Source organism: Nonomuraea sp. KM90, assembly GCF_052246675.1.
Classification (GTDB): domain Bacteria; phylum Actinomycetota; class Actinomycetes; order Streptosporangiales; family Streptosporangiaceae; genus Nonomuraea.
This window is the reverse complement of record NZ_JBQQCB010000049.1, coordinates 1-22,650: the sequence shown is the minus strand read 5'-3', so window position 1 is coordinate 22,650 and position 22,650 is coordinate 1. Positions and strand designations below refer to the sequence as shown.

General features: G+C 68.5%; 28 protein-coding genes and 3 pseudogenes. 5 read left to right on the top strand and 26 right to left on the bottom strand.

Going from position 1 to position 22,650, the window contains the following annotated elements; all coding sequences use genetic code 11:
• Positions 1-183 precede the first annotated feature (183 nt).
• The 6 genes from ACTWPW_RS35335 to ACTWPW_RS35310 all read right to left on the bottom strand — a co-directional run bounded on the left by ACTWPW_RS35335 (position 184) and on the right by ACTWPW_RS35310 (position 3,517).
• Positions 184-534: a hypothetical protein gene (locus tag ACTWPW_RS35335; protein WP_148433120.1), complete on the bottom strand. Its 351-nt coding sequence runs from the start codon at positions 532-534 to the stop codon at positions 184-186.
• A gap of 92 nt (positions 535-626) precedes the next feature.
• Entirely contained in the window at positions 627-1,283 is a 657-nt protein-coding gene (locus ACTWPW_RS35330; protein ID WP_443171182.1) for a GntR family transcriptional regulator, read from the bottom strand.
• A complete protein-coding gene (locus ACTWPW_RS35325; RefSeq protein WP_443171181.1) occupies positions 1,280-2,164 on the bottom strand; it encodes a DMT family transporter in 885 nt (294 codons plus the stop codon). The genes ACTWPW_RS35330 and ACTWPW_RS35325 overlap by 4 nt, the downstream gene beginning before the upstream one ends.
• Before the next feature lie 46 nt (positions 2,165-2,210).
• On the bottom strand, positions 2,211-2,594 hold the full coding sequence (locus ACTWPW_RS35320; protein WP_364130557.1) for a hypothetical protein: 384 nt from the start codon (positions 2,592-2,594) through the stop codon (positions 2,211-2,213).
• A gap of 9 nt (positions 2,595-2,603) precedes the next feature.
• A complete protein-coding gene (locus ACTWPW_RS35315) occupies positions 2,604-3,125 on the bottom strand; it encodes a GNAT family N-acetyltransferase (RefSeq protein ID WP_364130560.1) in 522 nt (173 codons plus the stop codon).
• A gap of 20 nt (positions 3,126-3,145) precedes the next feature.
• Complete coding sequence (locus ACTWPW_RS35310; protein WP_375114577.1) at positions 3,146-3,517, bottom strand: MmcQ/YjbR family DNA-binding protein; 372 nt, start codon at positions 3,515-3,517, stop codon at positions 3,146-3,148.
• A 399-nt stretch (positions 3,518-3,916) separates the two neighbouring features.
• On the opposite strand from ACTWPW_RS35310, the gene ACTWPW_RS35305 reads away from it, so the two are divergent.
• Positions 3,917-4,099 (top strand): hypothetical protein, encoded by a 183-nt coding sequence (locus tag ACTWPW_RS35305; RefSeq protein ID WP_443171180.1) that lies wholly within the window; start codon positions 3,917-3,919, stop codon positions 4,097-4,099.
• Here ACTWPW_RS35305 and ACTWPW_RS35300 read toward each other — a convergent pair.
• Positions 4,090-4,509: a VOC family protein gene (locus ACTWPW_RS35300; RefSeq protein WP_375114575.1), complete on the bottom strand. Its 420-nt coding sequence runs from the start codon at positions 4,507-4,509 to the stop codon at positions 4,090-4,092. The genes ACTWPW_RS35305 and ACTWPW_RS35300 overlap by 10 nt on opposite strands.
• A gap of 130 nt (positions 4,510-4,639) precedes the next feature.
• On the opposite strand from ACTWPW_RS35300, the gene ACTWPW_RS35295 reads away from it, so the two are divergent.
• Positions 4,640-5,098 carry a hypothetical protein gene (locus tag ACTWPW_RS35295; RefSeq protein WP_443171179.1) on the top strand — a complete coding sequence of 153 codons (459 nt, stop codon included), beginning with the start codon at positions 4,640-4,642 and terminating at the stop codon, positions 5,096-5,098.
• 16 nt (positions 5,099-5,114) lie between these two features.
• Here the strand turns inward: ACTWPW_RS35295 and ACTWPW_RS35290 are convergent, their stop codons facing one another.
• The 4 genes from ACTWPW_RS35290 to ACTWPW_RS35275 form a co-directional block, all read right to left on the bottom strand.
• Positions 5,115-5,504, bottom strand: coding sequence for a VOC family protein (locus ACTWPW_RS35290; RefSeq protein WP_375114573.1), 390 nt, complete (start codon positions 5,502-5,504; stop codon positions 5,115-5,117).
• Complete coding sequence (locus ACTWPW_RS35285; RefSeq protein WP_375114572.1) at positions 5,501-5,722, bottom strand: DivIVA domain-containing protein; 222 nt, start codon at positions 5,720-5,722, stop codon at positions 5,501-5,503. The genes ACTWPW_RS35290 and ACTWPW_RS35285 overlap by 4 nt, the downstream gene beginning before the upstream one ends.
• A gap of 57 nt (positions 5,723-5,779) precedes the next feature.
• Positions 5,780-6,109, bottom strand: coding sequence for a hypothetical protein (locus tag ACTWPW_RS35280; protein WP_375114571.1), 330 nt, complete (start codon positions 6,107-6,109; stop codon positions 5,780-5,782).
• 82 nt (positions 6,110-6,191) lie between these two features.
• Positions 6,192-6,836, bottom strand: a complete 645-nt coding sequence (locus ACTWPW_RS35275) for a hypothetical protein (protein ID WP_375114570.1) — start codon at positions 6,834-6,836, stop codon at positions 6,192-6,194.
• A gap of 53 nt (positions 6,837-6,889) precedes the next feature.
• Between ACTWPW_RS35275 and ACTWPW_RS35270 the strand changes: the two genes are divergently transcribed.
• A complete protein-coding gene (locus ACTWPW_RS35270; RefSeq protein WP_443171178.1) occupies positions 6,890-7,618 on the top strand; it encodes a MerR family transcriptional regulator in 729 nt (242 codons plus the stop codon).
• Between the two features lie 49 nt (positions 7,619-7,667).
• Here ACTWPW_RS35270 and ACTWPW_RS35265 read toward each other — a convergent pair whose 3' ends face one another.
• The 4 genes from ACTWPW_RS35265 to ACTWPW_RS35250 all read right to left on the bottom strand — a co-directional run bounded on the left by ACTWPW_RS35265 (position 7,668) and on the right by ACTWPW_RS35250 (position 10,656).
• Complete coding sequence (locus ACTWPW_RS35265; RefSeq protein WP_443171177.1) at positions 7,668-8,543, bottom strand: GNAT family N-acetyltransferase; 876 nt, start codon at positions 8,541-8,543, stop codon at positions 7,668-7,670.
• 144 nt (positions 8,544-8,687) lie between these two features.
• The gene (locus tag ACTWPW_RS35260; RefSeq protein ID WP_443171176.1) at positions 8,688-9,581 is read right to left on the bottom strand and encodes an arginase family protein; all 894 of its coding nucleotides are present in this window, start codon (positions 9,579-9,581) and stop codon (positions 8,688-8,690) included.
• Positions 9,582-9,825: 244 nt separating this feature from the next.
• On the bottom strand, positions 9,826-10,344 hold the full coding sequence (locus ACTWPW_RS35255) for a type II toxin-antitoxin system RelE family toxin (RefSeq protein WP_375114566.1): 519 nt from the start codon (positions 10,342-10,344) through the stop codon (positions 9,826-9,828).
• A gap of 3 nt (positions 10,345-10,347) precedes the next feature.
• A complete protein-coding gene (locus ACTWPW_RS35250; protein ID WP_185084420.1) occupies positions 10,348-10,656 on the bottom strand; it encodes a type II toxin-antitoxin system prevent-host-death family antitoxin in 309 nt (102 codons plus the stop codon).
• Positions 10,657-10,923: 267 nt separating this feature from the next.
• Here ACTWPW_RS35250 and ACTWPW_RS35245 point away from each other — a divergent pair.
• Positions 10,924-11,061: pseudogene (locus ACTWPW_RS35245) on the top strand (replication initiator); the annotation flags it as partial.
• Positions 11,062-11,207: 146 nt separating this feature from the next.
• On the opposite strand, the gene ACTWPW_RS35240 reads toward ACTWPW_RS35245, so the two are convergent.
• From ACTWPW_RS35240 to msrA, 3 genes and pseudogenes are all read right to left on the bottom strand, one after another.
• Positions 11,208-12,113, bottom strand: coding sequence for a WD40 repeat domain-containing protein (locus ACTWPW_RS35240; RefSeq protein ID WP_443171175.1), 906 nt, complete (start codon positions 12,111-12,113; stop codon positions 11,208-11,210).
• A 527-nt stretch (positions 12,114-12,640) separates the two neighbouring features.
• Complete coding sequence (locus ACTWPW_RS35235; protein ID WP_443171174.1) at positions 12,641-13,051, bottom strand: hypothetical protein; 411 nt, start codon at positions 13,049-13,051, stop codon at positions 12,641-12,643.
• A gap of 71 nt (positions 13,052-13,122) precedes the next feature.
• Positions 13,123-13,781, bottom strand: a pseudogene (gene msrA, locus ACTWPW_RS35230) (peptide-methionine (S)-S-oxide reductase MsrA).
• A 123-nt stretch (positions 13,782-13,904) separates the two neighbouring features.
• On the opposite strand from msrA, the gene rarD reads away from it, so the two are divergent.
• Positions 13,905-14,837, top strand: coding sequence for an EamA family transporter RarD (rarD, locus tag ACTWPW_RS35225; protein ID WP_443171173.1), 933 nt, complete (start codon positions 13,905-13,907; stop codon positions 14,835-14,837).
• Here rarD and ACTWPW_RS35220 read toward each other — a convergent pair.
• The 8 genes and pseudogenes from ACTWPW_RS35220 to ACTWPW_RS35185 all read right to left on the bottom strand — a co-directional run.
• Positions 14,805-15,794 (bottom strand): polyprenyl synthetase family protein, encoded by a 990-nt coding sequence (locus tag ACTWPW_RS35220; RefSeq protein ID WP_375114560.1) that lies wholly within the window; start codon positions 15,792-15,794, stop codon positions 14,805-14,807. The genes rarD and ACTWPW_RS35220 overlap by 33 nt on opposite strands.
• Before the next feature lie 11 nt (positions 15,795-15,805).
• Positions 15,806-17,398 (bottom strand): NADH-quinone oxidoreductase subunit NuoN, encoded by a 1,593-nt coding sequence (nuoN, locus tag ACTWPW_RS35215; protein WP_375114559.1) that lies wholly within the window; start codon positions 17,396-17,398, stop codon positions 15,806-15,808.
• Positions 17,395-18,954: an NADH-quinone oxidoreductase subunit M gene (locus ACTWPW_RS35210; protein ID WP_375114558.1), complete on the bottom strand. Its 1,560-nt coding sequence runs from the start codon at positions 18,952-18,954 to the stop codon at positions 17,395-17,397. Before ACTWPW_RS35210 ends, nuoN begins: the two co-directional genes overlap by 4 nt.
• On the bottom strand, positions 18,954-20,804 hold the full coding sequence (nuoL, locus tag ACTWPW_RS35205; RefSeq protein WP_375114866.1) for an NADH-quinone oxidoreductase subunit L: 1,851 nt from the start codon (positions 20,802-20,804) through the stop codon (positions 18,954-18,956). Before nuoL ends, ACTWPW_RS35210 begins: the two co-directional genes overlap by 1 nt.
• A gap of 73 nt (positions 20,805-20,877) precedes the next feature.
• The gene (nuoK, locus tag ACTWPW_RS35200) at positions 20,878-21,174 is read right to left on the bottom strand and encodes an NADH-quinone oxidoreductase subunit NuoK (protein ID WP_020542667.1); all 297 of its coding nucleotides are present in this window, start codon (positions 21,172-21,174) and stop codon (positions 20,878-20,880) included.
• Positions 21,171-21,974, bottom strand: a complete 804-nt coding sequence (locus tag ACTWPW_RS35195; protein WP_364130615.1) for an NADH-quinone oxidoreductase subunit J — start codon at positions 21,972-21,974, stop codon at positions 21,171-21,173. The genes nuoK and ACTWPW_RS35195 overlap by 4 nt, the downstream gene beginning before the upstream one ends.
• Positions 21,967-22,482: an NADH-quinone oxidoreductase subunit NuoI gene (gene nuoI, locus ACTWPW_RS35190; protein WP_375114557.1), complete on the bottom strand. Its 516-nt coding sequence runs from the start codon at positions 22,480-22,482 to the stop codon at positions 21,967-21,969. Before nuoI ends, ACTWPW_RS35195 begins: the two co-directional genes overlap by 8 nt.
• Positions 22,469-22,650: pseudogene (locus ACTWPW_RS35185) on the bottom strand (NADH-quinone oxidoreductase subunit NuoH); the annotation flags it as partial. The gene nuoI and the pseudogene ACTWPW_RS35185, both read right to left, overlap by 14 nt.

Sequence of the window (22,650 nt, the reverse complement as noted above, 5' to 3'; positions counted from 1 at the left end):
GCGGCGGCCCCCACTAAAGAGTAAAGATCGAGTCCGGCGCGGGGAATAACGTCAAACGTCCACAATCGGACGATTGCCGGGCTGCCGGAGGGGTTGACGGAACGGTCCACAAGTGGCAGCAGTTCCGTAGGGAAATGGAAGTTTTACGGCGACATTTCAGCAGGTTGCCGTTGCGTGAAGCGGCTAGTCGTACTCGAGGTCCGGCAGCGCCGACGGCGGATCCGGGCTGCGCCAGACGACCACCACCCCGTCGTGCGCGGAGTCGGCGGCCAGGGTCAGCCGGTCGAGGTCGAAATCGGGCAGGTAGCGCAGGCGCGCGAGGAACGTGGCGTCCGTGGCCGAGCGCGGTACGACACAACCTTCGCCGTCGCGATCGAGCAGGATGTAGAGGACGTCTTCCCCGGATTCGGTGACGACACGGACCTCCACCACGTCCTCCCAGGCGAGGGCTTCGACGCTACCGTCCGCATAGTGACGAGTGACGCCCTCTTCCGTGACATACACGTAGGAGTCCGGCATCGGATTGCCGTGCATGGCCGCGATTCTTGCGAGTTCCGGGGCAGTCCCGCAAGGGTTCGCGCTCAATGGTGCTCATGCGCACCCCAATCACCTCAATCACCCCGCCGTCACCCTCCGGCGGGCCGGCTCAATGACCCCGCCCCCTCACCGCCCCAGGAGTGGCTGAGATGTGCCGCCACGGCCGCCCGCGCCGCCTCCTGCGGCCCGTCCGCGATGGCGTCGAGCAGCTCGCGATGCTCGCTGATCAGCACGTCGCGGTCCTTGTACACCTCGCGCAGCCGCACCAGCCCGAGCCTGGTCTCGGCGGACAGCGCGCCGTAGAGCCGCTCCAGCCGCGGGCTGCCGACCGCCTCGATCAGCGCCTGGTGCAGCGCCATGTGCTCGGCCACGGTCTCCGACCAGGGCGCGTCGTGGGGCAGGGCGGCCATCCGGTGCAACGCGGCCTCGGCCCCCGGCACCGTCCGCCCCGCCACGGCCCGCGCCATGAGGTCCTCCAGGGGGCGGCGGACGTACATGAGGTCTTCGAGGTCCGAAAGCGTCACTTCCGGGACATAGGCACTGCGGTTGCGTTCGCGCCTGAGCACTCCCTCGTTGACCAGGCTCGCCAGCGCCTCGCGCACGGTCGGCCTGGCGACGCCGTACGCCGCGGCGATCTCCTGCTCGGGCAGCGCGGTGCCGGGTGGGATCTCGCCGGACAACACCCTGCTGCGCAGGGCGTCGGCGAGCGCGCCGACGGTGGAGACGGGTCTGAGCGGCAAAGTCACGGCTGCGACTCTAGCTCCCTTTCCGGGCTTCTTTCCGGCCTCTTGTCTGGTACGGCCACCGCCACGAGGCTGAGGCCCAGCAGCACCAGCCCGGCCACCGAGACCGGGGCCAGCCGCTCGCCCAGCACCACCAGGCCGAGCAGTGCGGCGACGGCCGGCTCGGCCAGGGCCAGCGTGGCGGCCGTGGCCACGGGGGTGGTGCGCAGGCCCCGGCCGTACAGGAAGTAGGACAGAGCCGTGGTCCCGAGCCCCAGGTAGAGCACGGCGAGCAGCGCGCGCGGCTCCGCCATCCAGCCGGCCCCGCTCACCACCAGCACGGGCAGCATGATCAGCGCCGCCCCGCCGAACATCACGCCCATCACCGCGTTGGACTCGCCGCCCTGGCCGATCGCCCGGGCCGCCATGACGGCGTAGAAGGCATAGAGCAGCCCGCCCACCAGCGCGAACAGGATCCCCGAGACGACCTGCGCACCGGCCTCGGCGCCACCGCCCGCGATCAGCGCCGCGCAGCCGCAGATGGCCGCGGTGGTGGCCAGGGTCCAGCGCCCGCTGGGGCGGCGGCCGTGCAGCACCCAGGAGAGCAGCCCCGTGAAGACCGGCCCGCTGCCGATCGCGACGACGGTGCCGATGGCCACGCCGGTGCGGCCGACTGCGGCGAAGAAGCACAGCTGGTACGCGGCCACCGCGACCGCTCCCAGCAGCAGCCCCGGCCGGACGACCCGGCGAAGGCCGGCCCCGGCCAGGAGCGCGAGAGCGGCACCCCCGATCACCAGCCGCGCGGCCGCCAGGGCCACGGAGTCGGCGGAGACCAGCAACCCGGCCGTCCCGGCGGTGCCCCAGAGCACGGAAGCGCCCACGACGGCAAGGGTTCCATTCCTCATGGCCCCATTATGCCGTAATTGTCAGACAATCAGACACCCAATTTGCCTAGCTGTCTGACAATTCCTCCAGCAACTGCTCGATCACCCGTGCCGCCGGAGCCGCCACCTCCCCCGCGTAGTCGTCGAACACGGCCAGCCCGTCGTGGATCCCCGGCACGCTCTTGCGCGGCAGGTCGAGCAGGGTCTCGGCCTCGGCCGTGATGCCGCCCTCCACGTGGAAGGCGTTGCCGGAGGCGACGATGGAGACCTCGAACCGCACCTCACGGCCGTCGGGCAGCATGAAGAGGGCGCCGACGCGGGCTCCCGCGGGCGGGAAGAAATAGGAGAAGCGCTCACTTCTCACGAAGGGATGACGTAATTCGGCGAGAATCTCCGACGCCCGACCCAGGGCCGCCAGCAGCCCGGCCGCGGCCAGACTCTCGCTGTCCACCCGCAAAGGTTAGTTCAGCGCGCCCCACCCTGACCACTCATCGGTGGCCAGCCGCGCATGCCGCTCGACGTCGTATCGGACGCCCTCGTAACAGAGCTTGCCCCGCTCGATGCCCTCCGGCAGGAACCCGGCCTTGGTAGCGACCCTGCACGAAGCCGGATTGTTCGTACGATGCCCCAGCTCAAGCCGATAGAGCCCGCGCTCGTCAAAGGCCCACCTCGCGAGCAACTCGGTGGCCGCGACCGCGATCCCCTTGCCCCTGGCCTCGGGGACCACCCAGTAGGACACCCACCCGTTGCCGTGATCATCGATCCGGGCCACCGCGACATTCCCGACGACCTGCTCCCCGCCCGGCCCGTCGACCGTCACCGCGAAGGCGTGCCCCACCCCCGACCACGACGCGATCCACCCGCAGGCGTCCTTGAGCGTGACAACAGGCCAGGGCGCCTGCCGGCGCAGGTCAGGCGCCTGGAAGGCGCGGAGCACGGCGGGCGCGTCGCCCTCGCGCCACTCCCGGAGCCGGACGTTCACAGGGATCACGTTGCCCGAGATTACCCGGATTGCACCCTCTGGCCGATCGGGTGGGAGGCTTCGAAGTCGGCCACCATCTGCCGCGGCGCGGTCAGACACCAGGCCTCGGCCACCAGCTCGAACAGCTCCTCGGCGTCGATCTTGTCGAGATGCACCACCACCCAGCCGAACCGCCCCGCCGTGAACTGCACCTCGAACACCTCCGGCCGCTCGGCCACGAGCGCGATCTGCTCCTCGATCGTGGCCTTGAGCCCGACGGTCTCGGTCGCCTCCCACAGGTAGCCGAACCCCTTGTCGCGCACCTTGAGCGCGATCCACTCGCCGCCATGGCCCATCCGGACCTCAGGCAGCTCGTCCAGCAACTCGAGGAACTCGTCGACACTCACACCCATGCCGCCTGTGTACCAGACCGGACCGACACTTCCCGAGCCGCCTTCGACCCTCGGCAGGGCCCGTAAGCGGACCTGGTGTCGCACGGGTTCCGGCCGGCGTGAGGCCGGACGGAGCAGGCCCGTCGCCGACCGACACTCGACCGACGCGAACCAACTCTGATCGAGCTGATCGACGCTGATCGAGCTGATCGACGCTGAGAAGCTCGACCTGGGCCGCGCGCTGCACGCCGAGGAGCGCGCGGAGGGCAGCGTCGCGGCGCTCGCCCAGCTCCTGGCGGACAGCCAGTCCGACCGGAAGCTGGCCCCGGCGGTGGTGGCCGGGCTCAACCTGTGGATCGCGGAGGTGGAGCAGGCCGCTCGGGAGAGTGCTGGCGAGCTCGCCCCCGGCCGAGTCCGTGGATGGGGCCGGCCAAGGCGACGGCGGCGGCGTTCGTGGGGCTGGAGCTGAACGAGGGCGCGTCCAACGCCTGGACGGCACCGTCGGTGTCCGCGCTGGAGGAGCTGACCGTGCTGGCTCACCCGCGGCATCGGACGTACCCGGGCGACCCGCACGTAACGCCGGCCGGGCTCACTCACTCGTAATATCGGACCTCGATCACGTTCCCATCGGGATCGGCGAAGAAGAACGTCTCCGGCGCGATGCCCTGCGCCCCGAAGGAGTTCGCCCCGGTGCCGGTGATCTCCACCCCGTTCTGCTTCAACCTGACCTGCAACGCGTCGAAGTCCTCCCTGCTGACCGCCAGGCAGAAATGGTTGATCGGATGCCCGGCGCTCCCCCGCACCCCGGTGCCCTCGTCCACACCCCGCATCGCCTCGAAGGACATCAGGTCGAGAATGCACTCGGGCGATATCCGTACGCTGGGAAAAGGCGCCTTCCCGTCACGGAACTCCGCGGCCCGGACCCCGGGCAGACCGATCACCTGTTCGTAGAAACGCAGGGAGACGAGCTGATCGGAGACCCAGCAAACGATATGGTCAAGGCGTGCATGCATGAAAACACCTCCGTTTTCCCTTCCAATATCTGACGCCCGAATCCCCCTGTCCACCGGCGACCTCGGATCGCCCGCTGTCGGAAATAGCCGGTTCACAGCGAGTTCGTGCCAAGTTCAGCACAATAGTGATGTGACGAACACGACCGCGGCGCCGGCGACGGATCGAATGCCGATAGCCGTGAAGACAGCCCAATATGTCATGACGTTCGAGGTGGCGTTCGGCCTTGCGGGCACGGCACTCATGCTCGTCGTCTTCGCCCCCTCCTTCGAGTGGCCCCTTCTTCTGCCACTCGCCTATGTCACCGCCCTCCTGTCGGCCATCGGCTGGCAACTGAGCCGCTGGCGACGGCGGAGAAGGATGCTGCGCTGGGAGATCGCCGCCGTACAGGTGGTGTCGATGGCGTCCAATCTGACGGACGCCGCCGTCTACTCCGAGCTCACCTGGTCCAAGCTGATCAACCCGTTTCCCCTGATCATCATCATCGCCATGCTCCTGCCCTCGGCGGGCCGCTGGTTCTGCGAGCCCCGCGGAAAATGGCCGCTCAGCTCGCCGGCGACCGCGCCCCGCACCCCGGACAGCGCCGGATGACGCACCTGCGCACCGGTCACCCGGCACGCCGCCCCTCCACACAGAACCGGTTGCCCTCCGTGTCGGCGAGCACCACATAAGGCCACTCCTCGGGCCGCGGATCGTCCGGATAATGCGCCCAGTCCACGCGCCGTGCCCCCAGGGCCACCAGCCTCTCGACCTCCTCGTCGAGGTCACGATCACCAGCGTGGAGATCGAGATGAACGCGCGGGAACTCCTCCGCCGGGCTCTCGCTCACATCCAGCGCGATCGCGACCCCGGCCACACCCGGCGGCGGCTCCAGCACGATCCAGTCGTCACCCTCGAACCGCGGCGCCCTGCGCACGTAACCGAGCGCCCGCCCCCAGAACCCGGCGGCCCGTACGTCATCCCCCACACCCAGGGAGATCTGCCCGATGACCGTCATCGACCGTCCAGGCGCCGCACCCACTCATCCAGGGCCGCGTGGACCTCGCGGGGGTCGTACCCCCTGAGCACGAGCTCCAGCCCGCCTTCGGTGAGCTCCTTGCGCAGCTCCGCCCCCGACAGCTCCCCGGAGCCACCGAGCGCCCGCTGGACGCGTTCGGCCAGCTCATCGACCTGGTCCCGGCGGTAACCACGGAACCGTACCCTGAAACGCGCCACGCGCAGATCATCACAGCCCCGCCGATCATTGTCGAGGGCCCCTATCGACGGCGGAACTCAGTAGCTGTCGCTCCACCGATACCAGTGACCCCGCACATGCTCGAAGGACGAAGCCACCGCATCGGAGTCGTCCGTGTCGACCGGCACGCCGTTCGGGCTCCAGACATAGCCGTAGGGATCCACCCCACCGGTGCTGTTGCCCGCCTGGAAATACACCCGGTCGCCGTCCCGATGGACCTCCTCGAACTCGAACGCCCCGATCTCCCGCGGCAGTTCCCCGTCACCCGCCGCCCGCGCCACCTCCTCCATGCTCGCCACCGACCGCGCGAACCGGTCCTTCTCGGAAAGCCCGCAACCCGACAACGAAACCACCGCCACGAGCACCACGACGGCATCCCGTGACCACGGCATCCCACCACCCACCGATCTCGGGCCGAGTCCCCGGTGAACCCGGCCGCCGCTCCGTACGTCACCCACGCCGCAGAAACCGCCGGCCCAGCAAGCCGTACCACAAGATGACCGGCAACTGCAGCGCGTACCCGAGCTGTTCCAGGGCCACCGGCACCCCCTCCGCCCCGGCCGTCCACGGCAGCACGACCGCGGCCAGACCGAAGAGAGCCGCGCAAAAGCCGGCCCGGCGAAGCCCGGCAGGCATCGGCACGCCGGCCGCCGCGGCGACGGTGGCCGCGGCCCACAGCAGCCCGGCCAGGTTGACCATCCACTTGGCGGTCAGAAGCACCGCCCCGGCGACTGCGGGAACGGGGCTCAGCTGGGTCAGCGCCAGATTCCCGGCGTCATGGAGCAGCCCGGCCACCCCGGCCGCCGCCAGCAGCCCGCCGGCGAGCACCACCAGGTACGGCCTGGGCGCCCCGCCCGCACCGGCGCCCATCACCAGCCCCGCCGCGGTCAGCCCCAGCCAGCCCAGCACGTCGAAGGCCAGCTCGGCCAGATGCAGCCCGGCCTGCTCGCGCACCGCGGCCAGCGCGGCGGCGGGGTCGGCCGGATTCAGGGTAAGCCCCGATGGCACCACGAGGGCCGCACCGGAGATCATGGCAACCAGCGAGCACAGCAGCAGTACACCGGCAAGCCGGCGCCCAGCGTTGGAGTCAGTCATGGCGGCGAACGTAGGACTCTGCCGCAGGGACAAGGTCAATACGAGAGGTCGAAATGTGGCGGATCGGGCAACTGGCACGCATGGTCGGCATCACCGAACGCACGCTGCGCCACTACGACAAGATCGGCCTCCTCATGCCCGCCGCCACGGACCAGGCCACGGGCTACCGCTGGTACGGCGTGACCGAACTGTCCCGGCTGGAACGCATCCGCGCCCTACGCCGCCTCGGCCTCCCGCTCCGCCAGATCGTCGACCTGCTGGACGCACCCGAGGCCCAACTGCGCCAGGCCCTGACCGAGACCCTGGCGGACATCCGTCGCGACATCACCGCGCTGGCCGCCACCGCGGCTCACGCCGAAGACCACCTCGCCACCCCGATGACGATCCTGCCGCAGCAGACCAGGGTAGGCCCACGCCACCTCCACGTACGCCATCTGCGCCTCGACCAGCCGTCCGCCCTGGCCGCCGTCTGCCCACCACCGCCCGCGACCCTCCTGACCTGGCTACGCGGCCACCCCACGGGCACCTTCACCGCGGCGGTGACCACCGACCGCGACGGAAAGCACCTCACCCTGCCCACCCGCACCGTCGTACGCGCCGTGGTCCCGCCCACGACCACCCTGGTCCAAGCCGGACACGACCTGTTCGGCTGGCTGGACCGCCACCACCTGGACGTAGCCGGCCCCACCGTGGAAGACCACCTCGTGGACGCCGACGGCATCCAGGCCACCGTCCTCGAACTCCCCGTACGCCCACGCCCGGTTGCCGCCGCACCCGGATGACCGCCGGCGCACCGGCCCGACGGTCGATCCCGGACGGAGGAGCCGGTTCTCAGGGGTTCAGGTCGTTGGAGAGGTTGATCCGGATCTCCGTGTTGCGGTATCCGGCGCGCCGGAACGCGGCCGCCATGGGTGCGTTGCCCACGTCGGTGGTGGCGGTGATGCGCGACGCTCCGCCGGCCGCGTGGATGCGGGTGATCTCGGCGAGCACCTCGTCCACGTACCCACGCCCCCGGAACTCCGGGACCACCCCGAGATACCCCACGTTCACGCTGTACGGCGTCGCCGAGGGGATCGCCATGCCGGCCACCTCGCCCTCGCCCGTGTAGGCGAGCCGCCACCACTCCAGTCTGCCCGGCGCGCCGAGATAGAAGTCCATCTCTCCACGCGCCGTCGCGTCCACGCCCTTGGCCGCCAGGCTCGCCCGGGTGTGAGCGTCCAGGCTGCCCTCGGCGATCCGCGCGAACACCGCCAGGAACTCCTCGTCCGACGCCTCGGCGAACCGCAGCACGCCCGTCGCCGCGGGCACCCCGTCGGCCGGCACCCACTCGAACTGCAGCCGCTCCACCTCCCGGGTGAGCCCCGCCGCGTGCGCCGCCGCCCGCCGCCATCCGACGGCCGCCGAGGTGGCCGGATCGTCGCGCCAGCCGCCGGCCGCCTTGATCGCGTACTGCACCGGCTGCGGGAACCCCGCCAGCCCGGCCCTGATCAGCTCGGCGGCGACGGTGGCCCGCTCACCCACCGCGGGATCCACGTCGAGGCAGTCGAGCGCGACCGGGTACGCGCTGTCCCGCGGCCCCCACCACAGCGCCCGCCCCACGACCCGGTCACCGACCTCGGCAATCCACGTCCACTCCGGCCGGTACATGTTCTCGGCCAGCTCGGCGAGGTAACGGTCGGCGGGGATCCAGCCGACAGGCTCGGACACGATCCAAGCAGTCACCCGTTCGAGTTCGGCGGGGACGATCGCACGGCAGGAAATCACTCGAAGAGGCTAGTGCACCTTTAGCCCACCACAACCCAAATGTCCGCGCACCCCTCGCACAAGCCACGAACACCACCGACGACGCGGCTACGACGCGGCGCGCCCCTGCACAAACGCGTCGATCAAACACCCGGTGAGATCACGCCCCGCCTCGCCACCCGGATCGAGCCCAGGATTGTAGATCGTCACGTCGACACACACCACCCGGTCATCGGCCAGCAACGCCCCCACCAGCACACCGAACTCCCGTCGATCCAACCCACCGGGCAGGCGGTAGTCGACCGCCGGCATGAGCGCGTCATCGAGGACGTCGGCATCGATGTGCAGCAGAAACCCTTCGACCCCCGCCTCGTCCAGATGAGCGAGCGCCCGCCGCGCGACCCCCTCCACCCCGCTCTCACGCACCTCCTCAAGCGAAACGACCAGGGCATCGGTCGCGGACAGCGCCGCACCGGTGTCCCGCCACTCGTCAGAGTCCCGGCGCCCGATCAGCACCGCCGCCCGAGGATCGACCAGCGGCCGCGCACCGTCCAGGTTCGCGATCACCTCCGCACCGTTGCCGAACGCGAGATACACCTCAGAGTCCGACGCCTGCCCCGTCGGCGAGTCGCCAGGCGGATAGAAGTCGGTGTGCGCATCCAGAAACACCAACCCGTAGGCCCCTCGCCGCCGCAACGCCAGCAAACTACCGAAGATCACGCTGTCGTCCCCACCAAGCACCACAGGCAACCGGCCGCCCTCGATCACGTCCGCCACCACGAGGGCCTGCCGCCGCGCCACCTCACCCATCGCCTCGGCATTGAGCAGCCGACTCGGATGAACCCGCTCCCCCGAGTACGCCGGCGCCTCCACCACCGCCCCGACCCTCGCCCCGATCCCCTCCGCCAACCCTTCCCCCAACAGCACCTCACCCAGCCGCTCAACCCCAGGCACCAACCCCAGATTGGTCCGCACGTGAACGATCTCGGGACGACGCACCATCGGCTTCCCCTCTCCTCAGGCCGACGATCTCACCCCATACATGCCCGTCAACCCCGGACACACCAGCCCACGCGTGTCATACGGGGCAGCCACGTCGCCCGCGAGCTACACCCGCCCCCTGAGGACATCGTCCGCATCCCCGGCCAGGCACGCGACCCTTGCCACCGATACCGCAGTAGCCCGTTGAGTACTCCAAAAGACATTTCTGGTGATAGCGCTTCGCTTCGGGCAATAGATGCACGACCTAATGTGGCTTGGACCGGTACTCAGCCCACATGTCGACTGCCTCTTGAAGGTCAAGAGCGGCAACGTCCTCACGCGCCATCCCCACTGTGTAGATCAACCGGTCCGCGAGCCAATCTGGAACCGATTCCCTAGGAGGTGCTTTCTCCACCCGAATATGATCGGCCAGCGTGCCCAGGCGTTCGATCACCTGGCCGAGCTGGATGATCTCAGGACGGCCTGCACCCGCCTCACGGACCCTCGCCGTCGCCTCCGCGTACACTTCCGCGTCAGCACGTTCACCGACAGCCCACACCTCGCAGATCTCCACCGACTTGTCCTCAGTTATGCGGTAGACGACACGCCAGGTGTTGCGACCGACCACCAGCTTCCGGAAACCGGTCAGTTCCCCGCCAAGCGGGTAACCAGCTTCAGGGTTGTCCAGCAGGAGAAGGATCTTCTTGAGCACCTTGGGTACCGCGTCTGGGCCAATGCGCCGGAGGTCGTCGACTGCCGGCGCCGTGAAGACGACGTCGGACACGATTCACTCATCGTCTGGGATGGCGGACAGCGACTCGCGAGTATGCCCGAAAGCGGCAAGCACCTCATCGAGTGAGACCCGCTCCCCCGTGTCCGTGACCGAACGGGCGAGCACCAGCGCCAGATCACGCAGATCAGCCGCCGCCTCCTCCAGCTCATTGAGCCGACGAATACTCACCACGGCCGCCACTGGCTGATGCCGACGGGTGACCACCAGATCGGCCCCCTGCTCCGCATCAGCCACCAGGCGGGCAACGCCTCGCTGGGCCGCCTCCGTGACGCTCAGCTCAGTAGCATCGTGCAGAACAGTCATGCATCAACTGTACATCTTTCTGTATAGAACCGCAGCGCCTACGGCAGAGCATCGGCTCACGCGTCGCCCGACGCCAGACCGACCGGACAGGTGACGCCGGTGCCGCCGATCCCGCAGTAGCCGTTCGAGTTCTTCACAAATCGTTCGTCACCTTACCGCCCCATCCTTCGGAGCCGTCCACGCGCACCGCGAGCAGTCAGGCCGGACGCTCCCATGCCGTCCACCCCGGGATCGTCCCGTCTGTGAACACGGCCGGCCGAGGGCTGCGGCTTGCATCACGAGAGCGATGACGTGCAGGTCGGACAGCCCTTGTGGGTGGACTGCTACGACTACATCGGGGCCGCCCGGTGGAACGCTCACGCGGGCGCGCTCTGGCGGGAGTTCACCAGGACCATAGCTTTCTGATCTTGTTCACGACCGCTGTCCGCGTAAGGGTGCAGAGCTCGAGTCCGGCCTTCTGGCCGTTGGCGATCGTGAAGGCGGAGGCACGCTTTCTCGAGACCGGAGGGAACACCTGGCGTGCCGGACGGATGTGACCTGACCTGCCTGTCTCACCCGTTGGAAGGCTCCGTCGCGGGCCCCAGCCCCCAGACCCGCACGGTGCCGTCGTCGCTGCCAGCGGAAAGCGCGATCGTTTCGCCGTGCAGTTGACCGACCGCGACCGAACGTACATCGGCGGTGTGGCCGATGAGCGGGTCGCCCAGCTGCTTGCCCGCTGCCACGTCCCACACCCGTAGCGTGCCGTCCTTGCTTCCCGACACCGCGATCGTCTTGCCGTCGAGCTGCCCGGTCGCTACCGAGAAGACGTAGTCGGTGTGGCCGGTGAGCTCGTTCCCGAGCTGTTTGCCGGTGGTCAAGTCCCATACCCGCACGGTGCGGTCATTGCCGCCGGAGACCGCGATCATCCGGCCGCCGAGTTGCCCGAGCGCCGCCGCGTAGACGGCCCTTCGGTGGCCGACGAGCATGGTGGCCGGCAGCCGTCCCGCCCCCAGGTGCCACACCCCCACCCGGCCGGCCTGATCTCCGGCGACCGCGATCGGCTTGCCGTTCACCTGCCCCAGGGCGATCGATGACCCCACGCCGACGAAGTCGCCGATGTCCTCGCCGGAGGCCAGATCCCACATCCGTATGGGGTCGCCGCCGCCACCGCCGGCGACGAACTGCCGGCCGTTCATCGACCCGACCGCCAGGGCATCGATGAAGGCGTCGCTGCGGCCGTCGTCGAAGGCCGTACCGAGTCTCTTACCTGCGGACAGATCCCACAGCTGCGCCTGGTCACCGTGCGCGACGATGGCGACCGTACGGCCGTTGGACTCCGTCACGGCCACGGCCCCAGCCCATCTGGGGTCGCCGACGATCGGCTCGCCTATGAGCCGGAACGAAGGAGCCGCATCCGGCACAGAGGCAGCCACGAACAACCCCGCCGCGACCGTCACGATCACCGCCACCGCCGCCATGACCCAGCGTCGTGGGCCTCTAGGGTGACTCCCTGCCGCTGCGTGCGGTCTCGGTGGCGGCGCCACGTCGCCGGGAGACAAGGAACGGTGATCAGTCACCAGACCTCCAGCGGATACTCGGCCTGGCGGCGAGACGGGTAACAAACCCTAGATCACCATTAGTGCGGGCGAAAGAGCAGGCCAGGAACAACGCAAGATCTGCGCCTGCTCCCTCCGGCCACAAGTTGGCTCTGGCAACGGACATGCTTCATCCTTTTGCGGGATGCGCGTACTTGATCTTGTATTAGTGAACCGTACGCCGACAGCCGGAAACCCCCGTTATCCGGGTGGCAAGCGGACCCGGAGCGCAAGGCCGCCAGGCCCGAGCACCGAAAGCCGCACGGCAGTCGATCGCCCCAGCCGGTTCGGAGAGTACCGAAGTGAGCGATCGTCACGGCGTTAATTAACTGGTGACCTCTGGCGCCCGGCGGACCGCAGCGGTCCGCCCTTGACCCTGTAGAGAAAGTTGTCGCCGTGGCTACAATCGGCTACCAGCCCGGGGGTAGAACGTTCGGCCTTCGAGTCCACCACCATCGGGTCTCGTTCCCCTCTGCGAGGGGCCGCCAGTACCGTGCAAGCTCAGCGCCGCCGTCCTCGTGCGTCACGGCGCGGTAGCGGTCGTCGAGGCGATCCAAAGTGCTGGTGAGCTTCGTGCGGGCCATCCCTTGCAGAGCCTCGCAGTACTCCTCCAGACCATCCCGAATGGTGAGCTCATTGAGGTACTCGTAGACCGGGTAAAAGACCTGGCCAGGCCACCCTTCCATGTCATGGATCAAGTCCTCCCACCACCTGAGTGAGGAAAGAACGCCATAGATCGGTTCCTCGAACTGCGCCGCACGTTCGGGCACCATGCCCTCCTTCTCCAGGGCGAGGCGCTGAAGATCGAGGACAGTGATCATCTGGCGTTCGTCGGGAGTGAGACTTCCGGCCAGAGCCTCCGTCTCACTCCCAGGCGGCGTACCGCGAATCATCACTCGCTGGTTGTCAGACCAACGGGGCAGGCCACGCCCGTCCCGCCGATGCCGCAGTAGCCGTTCGGCTCCTTGAAAAGGTACTGCTGGTGATAATCCTCCGCGAAGTAGAACGGACCCGCCGGAGCCACCTCAGTCGTGATGTCCCCGTACCCCGCCACCTTCAGCACCCGCTGGTACGCCTCCCGCGAAGCCTCCGCCGACTTCTGCTGCTCCGGTGAGTGGTAGTAGATCGCCGACCGGTACTGGGTCCCGACGTCGTTGCCCTGGCGCATCCCCTGCGTGGGGTCGTGGGCCTCCCAGAAGACCTTCAGGAGCTCCTCGTACGAGACCTTCGCCGGGTCGAACACCACGCGTACGGCCTCGGCGTGCCCCGTGAGACCGGAACAGACCTCCTCGTACGTCGGGTTGGCCGTGTAGCCCCCTGGTATCCGACGGCCGTCGTGACCACCCCGGGCGTCTGCCAGAACTTGCGCTCGGCGCCCCAGAAGCAGCCCAGGCCGAAGTCGGCGACCTCCAGGCCCTCCGGGTACGGCGGCGCCGGCGGGGCGTCCAGGACCGCGTGACGGGCCGGCACGGGGATGGGGTCCGGGCGGCCCGGCAGGGCGTCCTCGGGCCGAACCATCGATGTCTTGTTACCGCCGAACAGCCAGCCCATAGCTGCCACCTCCATAGGTCGTTCGCCAGCCTATACAGGCCCCAACACTTAAGAATGTCTACACATTTCCGTGCAGAGACTGAAATTTGTGTTTAAAGGTGGTAATGCCCGAAAATCGGTTACATGCCTGACCTTCGGCGTGGTGTGTTCTACGGGATCGCCGCCTACACCATGTGGGGGCTCTTCCCCCTCTACTGGCCCCTCCTCAAGCCCTCCGGCGCCATCGAGATCCTCGCCCACCGCATGGTGTGGTCGCTGGTGATGGTCCTGGCCGTCCTCGCCGTCCGCAAGCACTGGTCCTGGATCAAGCAGATCGTCCGGCAGCCGGCCAAGGTGGCGCTGCTGGCCCTCGCCGCCGTCGTCGTGACGGTCAACTGGGGCACCTACATCTACGCCGTCAACGCGGGCCACGTCGTGGAGACCGCCCTCGGCTACTTCATCAACCCCCTCGTCAACGTGCTGTTCGGCGTCGTGCTGCTGCGCGAGAAGCTGCGGCCGCTGCAGTGGGCGGCCGTCGGGTTCGGGGCGCTGGCGGTGCTCGTGCTGACGCTCGACTACGGCCGCCTGCCCTGGGTGGCGCTCGTCCTGGCGGTCAGCTTCGGCGTGTACGGGCTGATCAAGAAGCAGGTCAACGTGGCCGCGACCGACAGCCTGGCCGTCGAGACGCTGGTCCTGCTGATTCCCGCCCTCGGTTACCTGGCCTTCCTGCAGAGCACCGGGGACGCCACGTTCGGGCAGGTGAGCGTGGCGCACGCGGCGCTGCTGGTCGGAGCGGGCCTCATCACGGCCGTGCCGCTGATCTGCTTCGGGGCCGCGGCCATCCGGGTGCCGCTGAGCACGATCGGGCTGTTGCAGTACATCGCGCCGATCCTGCAGTTCGCCTGCGGGGTGCTGATCGCCAAGGAGGTCATGCCGTCCAGCCGGTGGATCGGGTTCTCGATCGTCTGGCTGGCCCTGGCGATCTTCACGTACGACAGCCTCCGGGCAGCGCGGGCGGCCCGGAGCCGTCGTCGTCGTGAGGCGTCAGCCGGAGCGCTGGACCACGTAGTCACATAGCGCCAGGAACGCGTCCTTGGCCGGGATGTCGGGCAGGCCCGAGATGTCGTCGCGGGCCCGGTCCACCCAGGCGTCCAGCTCCGCCCGCGCCCGGGCCATGCCGGAGTGGGCGCGCAGCAGGGTGAGCGCCTCCTCGACGTCCTCCTCGGCCACCGGGCCCGACAGCAGGGCCGTCAGGCGCGGGGAGTCGCCGACCGCGAGCGCGTACAGGACCGGGAGGGTCTTGATGCCCTCCCGGAGGTCCGTGCCGGGCGTCTTGCCCGACTGCGCGCCCGTCGAGGCGACGTCCAGGAGGTCGTCCCCGAGCTGCCAGGCCACCCCGATCGCCTCGCACGCCCGGCTGAGGCGCTCCTCCACGTCCGCCGGGGCGCCCGAGAGGAGCGCGCCGAAGCGGCCGGAGGCGGCGATGAGCGAACCCGTCTTGTCCGACAGGACGCTGAGGTAGTGGGCGATCGGGTCCTCGTCGTCGCGCGGGCCGATGGTCTCGCGGATCTGGCCCTGTACGAGGCGGGAGAACGTCTGGGCCTGGATGCGGATCAGCTCGGGACCAAGGTCGGCGAGGATGTCCGAGGCCTGGGCGAACAGGTAGTCGCCGGTGAGGATCGCCACGGTGTTGTCCCACCGGGCGTTGGCGGACGGCGAGCCCCGGCGCACCGGGGCCTCGTCCATGACGTCGTCGTGGTAGAGCGAGCCCAGGTGGGTCAGCTCGATGACCACGGCGCCGGGCACCACGCCCGGCGCCGACGGGTCGCCGAACTGCGCGGCCAGCAGCACCATCAAGGTACGGAACCGCTTGCCGCCGGCCTCGATGAGGTGCTTGGACGCCTCCGTGACGAAGGCGTCCTCGCTCTCCACCGACGAGCGCAGGAGCTTCTCGACCGCGGCCAGTCCGTTGGCCACGTCCTGCGCCAACCGCTCGTCCTCAATGGGAAGGTCAACCACGGGAGGCGCAGACATACGAGATCCCCTTATCTAATGAACAGGCTGCTAGCAGCGTCGTTGGCAACACCGAGTACGGACTCCGGATAGAGCCCCACTCCTACGGTAACCAGCAGCGAAACTGCGATGACGGCCACGGTGCCCATACTGGGTGCCGCGATCGCCGGGCCGTCGGCCGCCGGCTCGCTGAAGAACATCAGCACGATCACGCGGGCGTAGAAGAACGCCGCGACCGCGGAGGCGACGACGCCCACGACGACCAGGCCGGCCATCCAGCCGCCCATCGAGTCGCCGGGCTGGGTGCCGCTGTTCAGGGCGGCGGCGAAGACGGCGTACTTGCCGAAGAAGCCGCTCGTCAGCGGGATGCCGGCGAAGGCGAGCAGGAAGAAGGCGAACACCCCGGACAGCACCGGCGCGCGCTTGCCGAGCCCGGCCCAGCGCGACAGGTGCCCCGCCTCGCCGCCCGGGTCGCGCACCAGCGTCAGCACCGCGAACGCGCCGACCGTGGTGATGCCGTAGACCGCCAGGTAGAACAGGATCGCCTTGAGCGAGTCGGCGTTCTGCTGCGCGCTGCCGAACGTGGCCATCACACCGACCAGCAGGAAGCCGGCGTGCGCGATGGACGAGTACGCGAGCATCCGCTTGATCTCGGTCTGCGTGATCGCCAGGATCGAGCCGACGACCATCGTGAGCGCGGCGACGCCCCAGATGACCGGCCGCCACTCCCAGTCCAGGTTGCCCAGGCCGACCCAGAACACCCGCAGCACGGCCCCGATGGCGGCCACCAGCGTGCCGGAGGCCATGAGGGCGGTGATGGGGGTCGGGGCGCCCTGGTAGACGTCAGGCTTCCAGGCCTGGAACGGAGCCGCGCCGATCTTGAACAGCAGGCCCACGCCGAGCATCGCGAACCCGATCAGCAGCAGCGGATCGAGCGTGTTGCCCGCGGCCATGGCCTGGTTGATGCCCGGCAGCGAGACGGTGCCCGCGAAGCCATAGATCATCGCGGTGCCGTACAGGAAGAACGCCGAGGAGAAGGCGCCTAGCAGGAAGTACTTCATGGACGCCTCCTGCGACAGCAGGCGGCGCCGGCGGGCGAGCCCGCACAGCAGGTACAGCGGCAGCGACATGACCTCGAGGGCCACGAACATCATCAGCAGGTCGTGCGAGGCCGGGAACAGCAGCATGCCGCCGACCGCGAACAGGACCAGCGGGTAGACCTCGGTGTGCCCGGTGCCGTTGTCGTGGGCCTCGGCCTCCTCCTCGTCGGCGCTGCCCGGCACGGCCGCGGCGGAGGCCACGAAGTGGCCCTCGTCGTTGATCAGCAGCACGCAGACGAACGACAGGATGAGGATGACGCCCCAGATGAACAGCGAGGGCCCGTCCACGGCGATCGCGCCCATGGCGGAGGCCGTGGTGGACACCTGGCCGCGCAGCGTCTGCACGAGGACCAGCGCGAACGCGCCGGCCAGGCTCAGCAGGGTGAGCGGCACGTGGATCGACTTGCGCAGGTAGCGCGGCGCGAACGCCTCGACGAGCACGCCGATGCAGGCCGCGCCGAAGATGATCAGCAGCGGCGCCAGCGTGCCGTACTCGATCGTCGGCGCTTCGATGGCGGGGTTCACTGACCTGTCCCCTTCTCAGCGATGGTGGAGGTGGGTACCTTCACGTTCGTCAGCGTCTGTTGCACCGACGGGTTGATCACGTCCAGCAGCGGCTTGGGGAAGAAGCCGAACCCGATGATCAGGGCGACCAGCGGAGCCAGCACCCACACCTCGCGGGCGTTCAGGTCCTTGAAGGCCTTGACCGGCTCGGCCGTCGGCCCGTTCATGATCCGCTGGACCATCCACAGGATGTAGACGGCCGCCAGGATCACGGCCACCGCGGAGATGATCGCCGCCACCGTCAGCGCGCCCGAGCCGTGGGCGGTGCTGGAGTACGTGCCGATCATGACCATGAACTCGCTGACGAAGGACGACAGGCCCGGCAGCGACAGACCGGCCAGACCGGCGACCAGGAAGAAGCCCGCGAGCACGGGCGCGACCTTCTGCACGCCTCCGTAGTCGCCGATGAACGGCGAGCCGCGCCTGGCGATGAGGAACCCGGCGGCCAGGAACAGCGCGCCGGTGGCGAAGCCGTGGTTGACCATGTAGAGGGCCGCGCCGGACTGCGCGATGTCCGACATGGCGAACACGCCCAGCACGATGAAGCCGAAGTGCGAGATCGACGTGTACGCGATGAGCCGCTTCATGTCGGTCTGCCCGATGGCCACGATGGCGCCGTAGATGATGCTGATGACCGCCAGCACGACGATCGGCATCGTGAACGCCTTGGCGGCGTCGGGGAACAGCTCCAGGCAGAAGCGCAGCATGCCGAACGTGCCGACCTTGTCCAGCACGCCCACCAGCAGCACCGCGGCGCCGGCCGGGGCCTGGGCGGCCGCGTCGGGCAGCCAGGTGTGCACCGGCCAGAGCGGCGCCTTGATGGCGAAGGCGATGAAGAAGCCGCCGAACAGCCACTTCTGCATGTTCGGGTCCTGGATGGCCCCGATCAGCTCGGGGAACATGAAGGTCTGCTTGTTCGCGACCACGTAGAGGCCGATGACCGCGACCAGCATGAGCAGGCCGCCGAACAGCGAGTAGAGCAGGAACTTGACGGCCGCGTAGGACCGCTGGGCACCGCCGTACGAGCCGATCATGAAGTACATCGGGATCAGCATGGCTTCGAAGAAGACGTAGAAGAGGAAGATGTCGGTCGCCGCGAAGACGCCGATCATCATCGTCTCGAGCACGAGCAGCAGCGAGAAGTACGTCTTCACCGACCGCTTGGGCGTGATCAGCGTGCCGTCGGCGGTCTTGACGCCGTCGGCGTCGTGCCAGGAGGCCAGCACCACGATCGGCACCAGCACCACCGACAGCGCGATGAGCACGAGCGCCACGCCGTCCACGCCGACCCCGAACTTCACGCCGAAGCTCGGGATCCAGTTGTACTCGGCCGTGAACTGGAAGCGGTCGCCGTTCGGCTTGAACCCGGCGGCCATGACGCCCGTCAGGACCAGCGTCAGCAGCGAGACCAGCAGCGTGACCTGCTTGGCCAGCTTGTCACTGCCCTTGGGAAGCAGGGCCACCACGATGGCGCCCACCACGGGCACCGCCATGAGTATCGGAAGCCAGGGTGACATCAGATGTTCCCAACGAGGAGCAGGGCGCCGGTCAGCAGGGCGGCGCCGATCAGGATGGACAGCGCGTACGTTCTGGCGAAGCCCGTCTGGAGCCTGCGCAGGCGCCCGGAGCTGCCGCCGATGCCCGCCGCCAGCCCGTTGACGATCCCGTCGACGCCGCGGTTGTCGAAGAACACCGCGAGGCGGGTCAGCCACTGGCCGGGGCGCATGAAGAGCGACTCGTTGAGCGCGTCACCGTACAGGTCGCGCCGGGCGAACGTGGTGAGGAAGGAGCCGCGCGGCTGCACCGCCGGCACCTCGACCCGGCCGTACTTCATCCAGGCGAAGACCACGCCGACCGCGACGAGCGCGAGCGTGGCCAGACCCGGCGTGGTGAACGGGTCGAAGTGCGGCCTCTGCTCGGGCGTGCCGCCCACGGCCGGCATCAGGAAGTCGTACAGCGTCCCGTTCAGGACCAGGTAGGCGCCCAGGCCCAGCGAGCCGAGCGACAGGATCATCAGCGGCACGGTCATGACCAGCGGCGACTCGTGCGGGTGGGCGTCCTCGGCCCAGCGCTTCTCGCCGAAGAAGGTCATGAAGACCATCCGCGACATGTAGAAGCCGGTGATGCCCGCGCCCAGCACGGCCAGCCAGCCGAGGATCGGCTGGTGGTGCACCGCGGTCTCGATGATGCCGTCCTTGGTGAAGTAGCCGGACAGCAGCGGGAACCCGATGATCGCCAGGTAGCCGATGAAGAACGTGACGAAGGTGATCGGCATGAACTTGCGCAGGCCGCCGTACTTCCGCATGTCGACCTCGTCGTTCATGCCGTGCATGACGGAGCCGGCGCCGAGGAACATGTTGGCCTTGAAGAAGCCGTGCGTGATCAGGTGGCCGATCGCGAAGGCGTAGCCCACCGGGCCGAGGCCCGCGCCGAGCATCATGTAGCCGATCTGCGACATCGTCGAGCCGGCCAGGCCCTTCTTGATGTCGTCCTTCGCGCAACCGATGATCGCACCGGCGAGCAGCGTGGCCGCGCCGACGATGGCCACGGCGAGCGCGGCGCCCGAGCCCTCGGGGAAGAAGAACGCCCCCGAGCGGACCACCAGGTAGACCCCGGCGGTGACCATGGTCGCGGCGTGGATCAGGGCCGAGACCGGGGTCGGGCCCTCCATGGCGTCGAGCAGCCAGGACTGCAGCGGGAGCTGCGCCGACTTACCGCAGGCGCCGAGGAGCAGCAGCAGGCCGATGGCGAGCATGATGCCCTGCGACGGGGCGGGGCCGGTGTACTCGGCGATGCCCTTGAACGACAGCGTGCCGAACGCGGGCAGGATCAGGAACATGCCGACCAGCAGGCCGAAGTCACCCACGCGGTTGACGACGAACGCCTTCTTCGCCGCGACCGCCGCCGTCGGCTTGAACTGCCAGAACCCGATCAGCAGGTACGACGCCAGACCGACGCCCTCCCAGCCGATGAACAGGCCCACGTAGTTGTCGGCCAGCACCAGCAGGAGCATCGCGGCCACGAACAGGTTCAGGTAGGCGAAGAACCTGCGCCGGTGCTCGTCGTGCGACATGTAGCCGATCGAGTAGATGTGGATCAGCGAGCCCACACCGGTGATCAACAGCGCGAAGCTGATCGAGAGGGGGTCGATGAGCAACCCCATGTCGACCAGCTTGGGAATGAACTCGTACAGATGGACGGCCCGGCGGCGCTCCTCCGTCCCGAACCCGATGAGCTCGAAGAACGCCAGCACCGCCACGACGAACGAGGCGAGGGACATGGCCACGCCCAGCAGATGGCCCCAGCGGTTGGTGATCCGGCCGAACACCAGCAGGACGAACGCTCCCAGAAGCGGGAAGGCGATCATCAGCCAGGCGTTGCCGATCACTCCGCCGGTGTGCTGGACGATCTCAGCGATTTGAGATTCCACCAGTCACCTCTTAGTACTTCAGCAGGTTGGCGTCGTCGACGGACGCTGACCTGCGGGTTCGGAAAATCGTCACGATGATGGCCAGGCCCACCACGACCTCGGCCGCGGCCACCACCATCACGAAGAACGCGATGATCTGGCCCTCCAGGTTGCCCACCTGCCGGGAGAACGTGACGAAGGCGAGGTTGCAGGCGTTGAGCATGAGCTCCACGCACATGAACACCACGATCGCGTTCCGCCTGATCAGCACGCCCATGGCACCGATGGCGAACAGCAGGCCGGACAGGACGAGGTAGTGCGTCGTCACTTTGTCACCTCATTGGTCTCGGCGTCCTGCTCGGCCTCGGTCGGCGCCTCGTCGTGCTCGGCCGTGTGCTTGATGGCCTCGGCGAGCCTGGGGTCCGCCGGCAGGTGGTCGTGCTCGACGTCGTAGCGCGCGATGTAGCGGTTGACCGAGGTCTCCGCCACCGACCCGTCGGGCAGCAGCGCCGGCATGTCGATGGCGTTGTTCCTGGCGTAGGTGCCAGGACCGGGCAGCGGCGAGGGGTGGTCGCCGAGGAACCGGGCGCGGGCCAGGTCCTTCTGCGTGACCTTCTCGGTGAGCTTCTCGCGGTGTGCCAGCACCATCGCGGCCAGCGCGGCGGTGATCAGCAGTGCTGAGGTGATCTCGAACGCGAACACGTACTTGGTGAAGAGCTGCAGCGCGATCGAGCGGATGTAGCCGCCCTGCTGCGTGGCCGCCGCCAGCCCGGCCTGGGGCGCGAACACCGCGTTGCCCACGGCCGCGACGATCAGCGCCAGGAAGCCGAGGCCCGCGATGATCGCCCAGAAGCGCTGGCCCTTCAGCGTCTCGACGAAGGAGTCGGACGAGTCCACGCCCACGAGCATGAGCACGAACAGGAACAGCATCATGATCGCGCCGGTGTAGACGATGATCTGCACCGCGGCCAGGAAGGGCGCGTCCTGCACGGCGTACAGGACGGCCAGGCAGAGCATCACGGTGCCGAGCATCAGCGCGGAGTACACGGCCTTGCGGTTGAAGACCATGCCGAGTGCCGCACCGACGGAGACGACGGCGAGCACCCAGAAAGTGATGGTCTCACCCATTGGTCCGCCCCAGCCGGTAGTAGTCCTCTTCGGTCTCACCGAGCCGCATGGGGTGCGGCGGCTGTTCCATGCCCTGGGTCAGGGGCGCGAGCAGCATCTCCTTGGTGTAGATGAGGCTCTCGCGGTTGGTGTCGGCGAGCTCGTACTCGTTGGTCATGGTGAGCGCGCGGGTCGGGCAGGCCTCGATGCACAGGCCGCACAGGATGCACCGCAGATAGTTGATCTGGTACGTGCGCCCGTAACGCTCGCCCGGCGAGAAGCGCTCCTCGTCGGTGTTGTCCGCGCCCTCCACGTAGATCGCGTCGGCCGGGCACGCCCAGGCGCACAGCTCGCACCCGACGCACTTCTCCAGCCCGTCAGGCCAGCGGTTGAGCTGGTGACGCCCGTGGAAGCGAGGAGCCGTCGGCTTCTTCTCCTCCGGGTAGTTCGTCGTGACGGGCTTCTTGAACATCGTGTGGAAGGTGACCCCGAAGCCCTTGACGGGGTTCAGCCAATCAGTTAGTCCCACTGGGAATCTCCTTGTGCTGCACCCCGTGGTAGTGCGGCAGATCGAGCGGCGGCACAGGGAAGCCGCCGGCCGTCGGCTCGTTGGACAGTTCCTCGAACTCGGCCTCCACCTGAGCCTTCTTCGCTTCCTTGCGCCGTTGGTTGACGGTGTCGAAGCGCATCCAGATGG